Source organism: Methylobacter sp. BBA5.1 (genome assembly GCF_000746145.1).
Taxonomy (GTDB): Bacteria; Pseudomonadota; Gammaproteobacteria; order Methylococcales; family Methylomonadaceae; genus Methylobacter; species Methylobacter marinus.
This window is the reverse complement of record NZ_JQKS01000015.1, coordinates 65,183-77,710: the sequence shown is the minus strand read 5'-3', so window position 1 is coordinate 77,710 and position 12,528 is coordinate 65,183. Positions and strand designations below refer to the sequence as shown.

The window sequence follows — 12,528 nt, the reverse complement described above, 5'->3', positions numbered from 1 at the left end:
ATAACCGGTTGAAAATACAAAAGGTATTTCGCCGGCTGTTTATTGATGAAGTTTAGTTAAATTCAGGACAAAAGGACCGATTAATGGACAATTTAGCTTTGAGCGCTCTGCAGTTGGATTCCAGACTCGATCACTGTATGGTTTATCAGTATCGGATTGTTTATCACAAGTTTGATGAAACTGAGGCAGGTGAAAAGCTGGCCCGGAAAGCAGCTTATGAATTATGGAAGGTTAACAATTTTGGATTGCTGACCAATCTGGGCGCTAGCAGCATTCTCTCCTTAAAATCATTATCACAGCTCTCAATCGATTCTCCCCTGTTGCAGGCGAGCTTGAAAGCGGACGGACAGCTGGAACTCGATTGCGGCAATGAGCAGCACCAGGAAGCCTTGCAAAGATTGGTCAATCAGGACATTAATAAAGCCGCCTGGAACCTGAAACAGGCCAGCGAAGGCAAACTGGATTGCAGAAAATCTCCCGGCGGCCATGCTGAAATCTTTGAGCCGTCCCACTCTAGCCGAATCAAAGCGCACAGCACTTATCTGGACGCATTTTGTACGGTGCGGCTCATTCCGGAAGTCCTGTCCGACGGTACGGTTTTGATTGGCTTGCATCTCAAACACAGCCTTACGGCTAAAGCCGATATTTCCCTGCAATGGGTTATTGATCATAGGCCAGACTGGCTGATATCCATTGAAAAAGTGCGCCACCGTTATTACGAACCGGGCAAAGCGCCTTTGGTTGCCGAATTTGTGAAGGTTGATGATTCGATCAATGGCAGCAGCTTGTTACCCCACTTGGGTAAGTCGCTGGTTGCTTACCATCAGGAAAAAGGTTTGCTCTCAGCCGGGCAGCTGGCAGAGGCTGCAACATCCTCGCTGATTAAAGTCAGATACGGCCAGAAAGAAGCGGACCATGTCGCCAGCCTGGTGGAGCCTATGTTTGATTTTGATACCCTGAGCAAGATTGATTCGCCTTTTTTGAACAGGCTGGCCAAAGATTTGAAATGGTCGTTGGATGACCGGATAAAAACCAGTGCCGAAATGGTTAAAAGGCTTTATCTGCCTGGTTTTAACCGCAAACTGGTACAGGTGGATTACCAAAATCTGAGCAGAAAGCGTTTTAACCATAATCTGATGCTGCAGTTTGCTGATGGCGCCAGATCAGGCCATGAGCAGGATGTTTTAAAATACAAAGCGTTTGCAGACATGACCCGAGCTAGGGTTATTCCGTTGGTCGTCGGCGAACGGAACAATACTGAATCCAATCGGCAATTGCTGCGTAACGCCTATAATGCTCTGAGACAGTTGACTAAAGCGGAATTGCCGCCGTTTACAAGCTTTCCGCCTTCTATTGGAAACGCTGACGAACTGGATGCAAGGCTACATAAAAAATGTCCGGATAATGCTATTTTGCTGATCGGTTTAACGGAAAAATCCGACAAAGCCGCAATACGCGATACGGCGTTCAATTACGGTCTGGTGACCCAGTTTATGCGACTCGACCACAAACCGAAGGTATACGATTCTTTCTATTTCAATAATGTCGCCGCCGGCCTGTTCAGCAAAGGCGGCGGGCAATTGTGCGCAGTCAACGATATGCCGGGCGAGACTGAACTTTTTATTGGCCTGGATATGGGGGGCGTGAACGTCCGTGCACCCGGTTTTGCATTCCTGTTTCTGAACTCCGGCGCCCAGCTGGGTTGGCAATTGGCCGATAAGCAGCAGGGTGAGAAGATGCAGGATGATGCACTAAGCAATCTGCTGGAGAAAAGTCTGAAAACCTATCTGCGCTCAACCGATGGCCTATTGCCAAGACGCATCACCTTGCACAGGGATGGCAGGTTTTACGAATCGATTAACGTGATTGAACAGTTCGAGCAAAAGCACGGCGTGAAGCTTGATGTGCTGGAGGTATTGAAATCCGGTGCGCCGGTGCTTTATCGCCGGGAGCGGTCAGCAGATGGGAAGAAAGTGTTCAGCAACCCAGGCGTGGGCGATGCGGTGTTCCTCTCGGATCGGGAAGTGATCCTGTCCACTTACAGCGGTGAAGAACTGGGTAAATCCTGGGGCAATAAGGTCAGCGTCAGGCCGTTGCGGTTAAGGAAACGCTACGGAGAGACGGCCTTATCGGTTCTTGCTCATCAGGTTCTGGTGTTAAGCCGGATTCACGGCGCATCGTTATATCGCCATCCCCGTCTGCCGGTTACAACGCATCACGCAGACCGCTTTGCGACGCTGAGACAGGATGCCTGTATCGATGCGCTTTCCAAAATGGACAGGCTTTGTCCGGTTTATCTTTGATTTTTTTTAACGAAAAGGAAAAATGCTTCGTGAGCATCCAAAAATATTCCGTCAACCAACATCTGATTGAATCGCTGCTGAACTGGGTTAAATCCGGCGAAATAGCCATTCCGGAAATACAGCGCCCGTTTGTCTGGGAGGCCGCGCAAGTGCGCGACCTGCTCGACAGTCTTTACAAGGGTTATCCGGTCGGCTACATCATCGTCTGGAAAAATCCCAATGTAAAACTGAAGGATGGTTCATTTTCGCAAGGCAAGAAAGTATTGATCGACGGACAACAGCGCGTCACGGCGCTGAGTGCGGCTCTGATCGGGCGGACGGTAGTCAATAAGGAATACAAGCAAGTACGCATCCGTATTGCGTTTAATCCCCGGGATGAACGCTTTGAAGTAACCACGCCAATTATCGAAAAAGACAGGGCATGGATACCGGATATCGTGCCAGTCATGCAGGGCGAGATCAGTTTGCTGAAATTGATCCGCCATTATACCGATGCGAATCCTGGGATGGATGAAGACCAGCTGGAATGCGTGCTGAGCCGGTTGATGGGCATTACTAAGAAGCAGATTGGCATGATCGAGTTGGATGCGGATCTGGACATCGAAACCGTAACCGAGATTTTTATCCGCATTAACCGGGAAGGCGTGACCTTAAGCCAGGCCGATTTCGCGATGTCGAAAATTGCCGCCAATGAAAGCTATGGCGGCAATTATTTACGCAAGGCCATTGATTATTTCTGCCATCTGGCAGTGGCGCCGGAGTTTTACAGTCATATTGAAGGCAATGATCTGGAATTTGCCAAAACCGAATATTTTCAGGCCATGCGCTGGCTACGCAACGAGAATGACGATTTATATGATCCTTCATACACGGATATGCTGCGGGTTGCGTTTACTTCGCAGTTTTCCAGGGGAAAGCTGGCGGATTTGGTCGGCCTGCTGTCCGGGCGCAATTTTGAAACCCGCACTTATGAGGCCGATATTGAGGAAGCTTCCTATACCAGGCTGAAACAGGGCGTCATGCAGTTTATGAATGAAACGCACTTTAAACGTTTCCTGATGATTATCAAATCGGCGGGTTATGTCGTCAATAAGCTGATTCGTGCACAAGCGCCACTGAATTTTGCTTATATTCTGTATTTGAAATTGCGTGCTGAAAACTACGATCAAAATACGATCGAGTACTACGTCAGACGCTGGTTCGTGCTGACCGCTTTAACAGGGCGTTATTCGGGGTCGCCGGAAACGCGCTTCGATTATGACATCAAGCAAATCGATACGCAGGATTTTGGCAGCTATCTGGCATCCATTGAAGAGGCGGAATTATCGGATGCTTTCTGGAATATCGGCCTGGTGCAATTGCTGTCCACGTCAAATAGCGCTCATCCGGCATTTAATGCCTTTTTGGCGGCTCAAGCCGTCAATAATGACAAAGGCTTTCTATCCAAGCAGATTACCGTAAGAAGCTTGTTGGAACATAAAGGCGACATTCACCATATTTTTCCTAAAAACTATCTCAAGAAGAAATTTAACCTGGCGCGCGGGCAATACAATCAGGTTGCCAATTATGTTTACACCCAGTCGGAAATCAATATCGCCATTGCCGACAAACCACCCGGTGACTATATGGCAACGGTTATTGCGCAATGCCAGTCCGGAAAACCGGTATTAGGCGGCATTCAGTCAATGGCTGAATTGCGGGCCGATCTCGCCGCTAATGCCATACCTGAGAGTCTTATTGAAGCAGGGGAGTGTGATTATCAGAGATTCTTAACTGAACGGCGCAAGTTAATGGCGGAGAAAATCAGGCATTATTACTTTGCGCTTTAATCAATATTTCTTGCTGGTTTTAGACTTCGGCCTTCAGGCCGAAAGGAGCGCTCGCAACAAGCGAAGCGAAGTTGCTTTCTTGGGCGCGGATTGGGAAGGGGATGCAGACCTCTTCCCAATCATTGGCTTCATCCCGCAGGGATGTTTCCATTGCTTTATAAAAGGCCTCTTTATCAATATCGGATAACCGATGAAGAGTTTGAGGCTTTAAGCGCTAGATTAGGTTTGTCATTAATCTCCAAACAGTTACCGCGCGGGAATGTTTTTTCTGTCCTTTATGAAAGTTCAGCACCCTTGCCGATGTCATTTTACGGGGTTGGGTTGCGGTCGCGCCGTTCCAGGCAAGGATTGGTCAGTAACAACGCTGTCAGCCGCCCCAGCAGCAGGTCGGGTTCGAGTCCAACCGCCGCAATAAATCCAATGCGTGGTTTTTGACCAGGTTGAACGATACCGCCCGGTTCACTGTTTGCTGATGCTGGGTGGCTTTGGTGTCTATGCCTGGCAGATTGAAATCGATTATTGCCAATAACGCTAAGAATTAGTTGACAGTGGGTGAAACCAGACTAAACTCATGCTCGATTTCATCAATTGATAAAAACGATGCAATCCGAACTTTTGAATTGAGCAAACAAGACCGGTTTGACGTACGCGTAGTTAAAAGCAGCTGAGTTTTAGGGATAGCTTTTTGTTTGTGCGCCTGGGCTTACAAGTTAAGCCGGCCATCCTTTAGGGAGCAAGGAAGAATGACGGTGACATTACCTCAACACCAAAGAAACCACTCACTGTGCGGCATTTTCGTCATCGGGCTGTGCCTGCTGTTTTCTTCTCTCCCGTCGATGGCCGCATCCGCCGTCGCGTTCGAATGGCTCGCCAGCAAAAGCAACCTCGACGGCAGTTATGCGCAAACCAGCGATATCGCCACGCCTTATCAGGCAACGTCCGAGGTATTGCGTGCGGCTAAACGCTATAATCAAGCTCCGCAGATCAATGCGGCCGCTGCGCAGGCTTTCATCACTGCCGAGACGCTGTCAGGCACCGAAACCTTATCCCGAAAAATCATCGCCGCCGCCGAAGCCGGCAGTGGCGTTTCGACTTTAGTCGATGAATTAAAGACCTTGGCCCAGGCCGATGGCGGCTTCGGCGCCTGGGCCGGCTTTCAGTCCACTGCGTTGGATACGGCCTTCGCCTTGCAGGCGTTACATGCGGCCGGCTATGACAATACGCCGGCTGCGATGAGCGGTCTCCAGTATTTACTGAACGCCCAGCAAGCCGATGGCGGCTGGGCGATAAGCGCAAACGAGTCCGGCGCCTATGTGACGGCCATGGCTGTGATCGCGCTGAGCCCTTACAAAGCGATGTTCTCAGAGGTTCCGTCTCGATTGAATGCCGCCCACAATTTCTTGCTGGCAAAGCGTGATGGCATTGGACTTTGGGGCGAAGATTATGCCAGTGCCAGCGTTCTGATAGCGCTGTTGTCCGATGGTGCCGATGCCTCGTTGCTGCGGGCGGGCGCTGAAGCATTAGCGAACAGACAAGCGTCGAACGGCAGTTGGTCCGATGACGTGTTCAGCACGGCGCTGGCGCTAAGGGCTTTGGCGCTCTATAACGCCGCTAATTCGGGCGCTTCCGGAACGCAAGCCGGCACCCTTGTCGGCTATGTCGTTAAGGAAAACGGTCATGAGCCGATGGCTAACGTCGAACTCTCGCTGGCCTCGGTAGCCGGCTATGCCGTTCTGAGCGACAGCACCGGTTACTTTAAGATGACCGGCGTGCCGGTCGGCACGCAAACGATTGTCGCGCATAAAAGCGGCTATTACGATCTCAGCCGTGTCGTGACTGTTGCGTACGACCAGATTGCCGAGGCAGGGACCTTGGCCTTGGCCTCTGATCCGGCAATAGGCTCAGTAACTGGCCGCATTGAGGCCAGCCTAGACCAGGCAGCGATAGAAGGCGCCTCGGTTACCTTGACCGGGCCGCAAGGCGCGAGCATTAGACTCAGCGATGCCAGCGGCCATTTCGAATGGACGGCGTTGTCGCCCGGCGACTATGCCGTCCAGATCGACAAGTCGGGCTATTATCCGGTGACGGGCGTCTTGACCGTGGCTGGCGGCGCCAGCGTGGCGCTGAACCAATCCTTAGTTAAGGTCGGCTCCTATCTGGACGATACGCCGGCTGATGTCTTCGGCAAGCTGGTCGACGCCGAAGGCGGCCAGCCATTGAGCGGCGCTCACATCGAGATTGCCGGCGGCGCTACGGCAGCGACCGGCAGCGACGGCGCCTTTGTCTTTAAAGCCCTGCCGCGCGGCAGTTATCAAGCGTTATTGACGGCCGATGGCTATCAAAGCCAGGCCTTAGCGTTTGTCTTCAGCCCGGGAGCGGCGGGCGACTTGGGGAAATTGCGGCTGTATCGTTTCGGCGGCACGGTTGTCCCATCCACGTTAGCCTTATCCGGTCGCGTGATCGATGGTTTGAACGGAACGGCCATCGCCAACGCCACGGTTGAATGGCTTGAAACCGGCGAAAAAGTGTCGACCGGCACCGACGGTACCTTCGCGATAGCGGGCATCGATACATTAAGTTTTACGCTTGTCATTAACGCACCATCGTTTGCTCAAAAGACCTTCGGCATCAACGTGACAGGCTTTGGCGAAGTTTTCCAAGAATTTTCCTTGCCGCCGGACAACAGTGACAGCAATGCCACAACCAGTGCCTTGAGCGGTCTTATCACGGACAATGTCAGCGGCTTGCCCATTGCCGGGGCCAAAGTGACTTTGCAGTCCGGGCAGGGCGGAACAATCACGACCGGCAGCACCGGCCAATTCGAGTTCACCGGCATCACTGACTTGAACTTTTCCCTGAACGTGACGGCAGAAGGCTATTTTGCCGCCACGCGGCAGCTGAATTTGGCCGCGTATGGCAATTATGAGACGGAAATCGTGTTGGAACCGCAAACAGCCGCGGTGGAAAGTTTCCAAATCGTCTCGTTAACACCACCGCCGCAGGCCGCGGGTGCTAATGAGACGCTGCTGTTCAGCACCGATATCGCCAATTTGCTGGACACGGACCAGGAAGCGACCGTGCTGGGCGAGATCGTCAATGCCGAAGGCATGCCGATCGCCACCGTCTCGCCTTATGCGCCGGGCACCACCGAGCCTGTCAGCCAATTCCATTTTGCCGCGAATGAAAGCAAGACGCTGACCGTGCCGTGGCTCACGGCTCAAGCGGCGCCCGGCGCTTACCGGTTAATTTTGCGCGTGATCAAGCCGGGCACGATCGACCGGTCATTGCCGTTTGGCCAAATCCTGGCCGAAAATCAGGCGTTCGGCGAAATAGTCGCGATCAGCGCCTTTGGCGGCGCCTTGGATCTGAATCCGCCATTGCTTCAGGCGGGTTCGCAAACCCCGGTCAAACTCGATGTGTTCATCGGCAACATCGGCAACACCGGCTTGAGCGATGTGCCTTTGACACTCACCATTGAACAACCGGGGACCGGCACCGTTCTCCATCAGGCGACGACCACGCTCGACACGCTGGCCGTCAATGACTATCGCTACCTGTCGTTTGGCGAGTGGATGCCGACCGCCGAAGGCAATCTCCCTTTAAAAATTCGAGCGACAGACGGTCAAGTCAGTGGTGAAATAACCGGTACACTTTATGTTGGCGACAAAGCCTCCGGTGCTTTTACAGTCGATAAAACCGTAGTCCCCGAAGGTACTCAAAACGTTCAGGCCAAAATTACGCTAGAAGGCGTCGATACTGCGCTAGGCACATTGATCGATCCATTATACTTTGCCGTTAAGCAGGCCGTTATAACCGGCGGCGAATACACCGCAAAAGGAGCGTTACAATGGCAAAAGACCAATCGCTGCCTGGGCTGCCATATCCAAACGCAAAGTCTGGTCGGTGTCGCCGCGGCGTATCAGAAAGGCTTGGGCGATAAAGCCTCGGCCAATAAGTTGTACAACACGATAGCCAGCAGCCAGCAGGAAGATGGCGGCTTACGCGCTAATCATCCTTATTACACCAAAACGCAAACGGCATTGGGTTTATGGTCGCTAACCCAGTGGGATGATTTGAAAGAATCCTTCAGAACCCTGTATCAGGCAGCCAAGCATTTATACGCTCGAAGGTCGCAATCCGGTAACCAAACCTGGTGGACACGGGATTATGCCGGAGGCTGGTGGACTTCAAATGAAGCCCATACCGCCCTGACGGTAAAGGGTTTTGTGAAACTGCTGGAAGCATCGAAAAGGCTAGACTTAACGACTGTTTCAGATTACAGCCTGCAAAGTTTAGGAAATTTAGGCGGATCGGGATCGAATAACTTTCCGCTTGATCTCGAAGCCGGCCCTGATGGTTTGATCTATAACATAAAACGCAACGGTCAGATCGTGCAAATCGATCCGGCAAACGGCGTTACTCAAGTCATCGGCAGCTCGGGCCATAACAGTTACGGTCTGGCGATCGATGAAGACGGTACTCAGTTCATAGTCGGCGACAACGGCAGATTGACGCGGCGCAATCCGGATGGGGGGTTCAATTCCTTATTGTCCGGAGGCGGCACTTTTACCGATGTCGAAATAGGTCCGGACGGATTGCTGTATATCATCGACTACAGCAACCATCGGCTGCTGCGGCTGGCCGACCCCGACAGCGGCCAGGTCCAGGTCGTCGCCCAAGGCGGCTTGCTCAGCAACCCTTATAGCCTGGCGTTTGACGCCGAAGGCAACGCCATCATCGCCAACTACGGTGGCTGGAATATCATTAAGGTCGCGCCGAACGGCGCCGCTTCGGTATTTGCCGACGGTCTGCAATACCGGCCGGTATGGATTGCGGCCGATCAGCAAGGCGGTTTTTATTACAGTTCGCTGGAATATTCCAATTCCGGACAGTCAACTCCTTCAGGCATCAATTATCTCAGCCAAAACGGTGTGATAGAACGATTAAAGGGCGGTAATACCTTACGCGGCGCCGTGGTATTGAATCAACAAGCGTATGTAGCCAGTTACAACGGCAACCAGCTCTACGAAATCGTCGAGGCACCGATCAACGCCGCTCTGTTGGCGAATTACGCCAATGAAGTCACCCGTTCGGCAAACTATTTTCTGGCTCGCCATAAGGACAACAGCAGCGACAACATCGTCCAGGCCATGCGCTTAACGGGGCTGGCCGAAGCCCGCAAAGTCATTACGGACAGCACGTTATCGGCACAAGTCGATTCCGCCGTCGCTTATATCGAACAGGTGTTGCGGGCCAGGCAGCGAACGGATGGCGGTTGGGGACGCTATACCAACTCCAGCAGCGATGCGATGGTCACCGCGCTGGTTGGTTTGGCATTGGATTACACCAATCCGTCCTCCGACGACCCGATGGTGCGCAAGACTATTCAATATCTATTGTCGCAACAGCAAGGCGATCATTCCTGGAAAAGCAATAACGGCATTCTCTCCACCCGCCTGGCGGCGACCAGTTTGGTTGTCGCCTATCTGCCGGTCGCTTTGGAAAGATTAGGCGGTATCGATGTCGATTTACATCTGGCAACGCCCACCAACATTAATTTGTTACAGCCGTCGATTGCGCCGACTTCGCAAACGCCGGGCGATAATAATCAGTCGCATTATTTGTGGCAATTATTGGGCGTCACCTCCAGCAGCCGTGAGCTAGCGTTTAATCTGGATCTGCTCGACATGGTACTTGGCGAAGAACGGCCCGTGGCCAGTGAAGCCTATATTCAGTTCAAAAACTCGTTTAATAGTGAGCTGGTCCGGGTCGATTTAGCCATCCCGGCCGTACGGGGGGGCAGTGAACTCAGGCTGCAAGTGGCCACGGATAAGACGACCTATCAGGCCAATGAACCCGTGGTCATCGATCTAGGGGTGGATAACACCGGACCGACAGCGGCAGAAGGGTATATCGAACTGATGATACGAGCCGTTGGTTCGACCGATGCGCTGGCTAATTTGGCGCCCTTGACAGTGACTACAATTCCAGCCGGTGAGCAGATGGCGTTGATCAGCAACTGGATGACCGGGACGACCTTGGCGGATAATTATGAAGTTTTCGCCCGCTTGTTCGATACCCAGGATCGCCTGCTCGACCAGCAAACAGCACCGTTCGAGATTGTCCACGGTGACAGTCCGGTCATCGATGGCCGCGTGACGACCGATAAACCGCTCTATCAGGCCTGGGATCAAGTACGCATCGACGGGCGTATTGAAAATATCAGCGCCAATGCGATCCAGCCGCCGACCCGTTATGAATTGATCGTGAGCGATCCAACCGGACAGGTTATCTTGACTCAAAGCGGCCAGATCAATGAACTGGTGGCTGGCGCTCTGCAAGACCGGCAGTTCGAACTGGCGCTGGTGGATGCGCTGCAAGGCCAATACAGCGTAACCTGGTTGATTCAAGACGGTTTCAGCCGGGAACTGCTGGCCACACGGATGACGGCATTCACGGTGGAACGGCATATCCTGCAAGGCATTACCGGCCAAGTGCAAGCCAATCCGGTGCAGGTCTATCAGGGCGATTCGCTGCAATGTCTGGAGCAGGTGACTAACTTAGCGGCGGGTGCCGTCGCCGGCTTGACGCTGACCAGTCAAGTGGTCTCGGTCGAATCCAACCAGGTGATCCGGGAGTTCTCGCGTATTCAGGACTTAATCGGAGGACAGACTTTCAATGAGCAACGCGACATCAGCACCGATAGCCTGGCAATCGGCGAGTACGCCTGTATATTGAGTGCGGATATTGATGGCAAGAGGCAACAAATAGGCGCCGCACTGTTCGCCGTATTGGAGCCGCCGATCAAAATCGAAGGTCAGCTGGGCACCGGCGACCGTGGGCGGGTCCTGGTATTGCTCGACGAAGCGCCCAAGCATTGTGACGGCTTCAGCCTGATAGGCCTGGAAGCGGTGCTTGAAACGCCATTGACGACTGGAACACCGGTGACTGCCACGTTATATGATCCAAATGGCGCCCTGATCGATCAGGAAACCGGCCTGCTGGATGAGCGTTTGATTGACCAAAACCTGGGCAGTGGCGGCATAAACCTGATTCTGGACGATATAGCCCCGGACCATATCGCCGCCTCGGTCAGCGCTGTCACGGCGCTCGGCCAAGGTTACCGGCTGACGGTTTCGGCCGAAAATGGGATGGTAACCTTAGATAGCGATCTGATCGCCACCGACTGTCACGACACCCTGATGGTCGGCACTGTCCAAGGCGACCTCAGACTCACCGATGTGCAGAAACTGCCGGCCGCCAACGACCCGCTCGGCCCCAATCACGTACCGGACCTGGCCAGCCAGCGGACCATGCTTGAAACTCTGCTCAGCGAAGCCGGCTGGTCGTACACGATCACGACCAATGCCGACGATTTCACACGTGAACTGCGCAGCGGCGGCTATGCGACCTATCTGCTGCTGTCGGAGCACGTCAAACTCGACGAAACGGTACAAAAGGAACTGCGCGAGGCTGTCTACCGCTGCGAAGGCTTGGTCGAAGCCGGCGGCCATGACCAGCGCCAAGGCCGCCTCGACGAAGTCCTGGGCCTCAAATTCCTGGGCAAGCACCCCGGCACAAGCGGCGTCACGGTCCTGGCCTCCGAGGCCCATGTGCCGGGCGAGCTCTGGTTCAGTCTGACCGACAGAGCCCTGAAGGCCGACAGCCTCAGTGCCGATATCCTGGGCACGTTCAGCGGCACCGAGGCCGTGGCCATGACCACGCGGCGCTACGGCGACGGCCGGGCCGACTATTTTGGCTTCGATCTGCTCGCCGAAGCGGCCCTGCCCGGGGCCGACCCGCTGTATGCCGACCTGCTGCTGGATGCCCTGGCGCACGTGCATCCGGACAGCTTTCAGCCACTCGCGGGAGGCGTCTATCCACTGCACCTGCAGCTCACCAACCAGGGCATCTCGATCGCCGGCCAGGCCGTCCTGACCCTGCCGGCTGGCGTCGGCATAGTCGATAAAGGCACGGCAACCGTGAGCAATCACACCTTGATCTGGCCATTTGAGCTGCTCCCCGACCAGACCCTGGTCTTCGACAGCTGGATCAGCCTGCCGGCAGACCCCGTGCAAATCACCGCCTTGATCCAGACCGGCATCAGCCCCGACTTTAAAGACTATACGACGCTGACGCTGGCCCTTGATCCGCTGGCGGCGCTCATGCTGGAGGAAATACTCAGCGATGTACAGGCCCTGGATCCGGCTATCTACAAGCAAGTGATCAAGTATCTGCACTGGGCGATCCAGGACCAGGCCAATGGCGACACCGGCAGCGCTCTGGCCGCCTTGCTCCGGGCCAGCGACGCGCTGATCGCTATCGGTCCGGGCGCCGACGCTGCGGTACGGCTGCGGATCGCCGAAGCGCTGCGTAACTTGGCGCAACAACTATGA

At 53.9% G+C, this 12,528-nt stretch carries 4 protein-coding genes; 3 read left to right on the top strand and 1 reads right to left on the bottom strand.

The window, feature by feature from the left end; translation table 11 throughout:
* Window positions 1–83 precede the first annotated feature (83 nt).
* Together EK22_RS10435 and EK22_RS10430 are read left to right on the top strand one after the other, a co-directional pair.
* Window positions 84–2,303, top strand: a complete 2,220-nt coding sequence (locus EK22_RS10435; RefSeq protein ID WP_036250713.1) for a Piwi domain-containing protein — start codon at window positions 84–86, stop codon at window positions 2,301–2,303.
* Window positions 2,304–2,332: 29 nt separating this feature from the next.
* Window positions 2,333–4,132, top strand: a complete 1,800-nt coding sequence (locus EK22_RS10430; RefSeq protein ID WP_036250829.1) for a GmrSD restriction endonuclease domain-containing protein — start codon at window positions 2,333–2,335, stop codon at window positions 4,130–4,132.
* Window positions 4,133–4,151: 19 nt separating this feature from the next.
* On the opposite strand, the gene EK22_RS25445 is transcribed toward EK22_RS10430, so the two are convergent.
* On the bottom strand, window positions 4,152–4,283 hold the full coding sequence (locus EK22_RS25445) for a hypothetical protein (protein ID WP_255360583.1): 132 nt from the start codon (window positions 4,281–4,283) through the stop codon (window positions 4,152–4,154).
* Window positions 4,284–4,875: 592 nt separating this feature from the next.
* Between EK22_RS25445 and EK22_RS10420 the strand changes: the two genes are divergently transcribed.
* Complete coding sequence (locus EK22_RS10420; RefSeq protein ID WP_036250707.1) at window positions 4,876–12,528, top strand: carboxypeptidase regulatory-like domain-containing protein; 7,653 nt, start codon at window positions 4,876–4,878, stop codon at window positions 12,526–12,528.

Bases quoted from the DNA above. Each gene is read 5' to 3' on its own strand.
- EK22_RS25445 (WP_255360583.1), bottom strand. From the start codon at position 4,283: ATGGAAACATCCCTGCGGGATGAAGCCAATGATTGGGAAGAGGTCTGC.
- EK22_RS10435 (WP_036250713.1), top strand. From the start codon at position 84: ATGGACAATTTAGCTTTGAGCGCTCTGCAGTTGGATTCCAGACTCGAT.
- EK22_RS10420 (WP_036250707.1), top strand. From the start codon at position 4,876: ATGACGGTGACATTACCTCAACACCAAAGAAACCACTCACTGTGCGGC.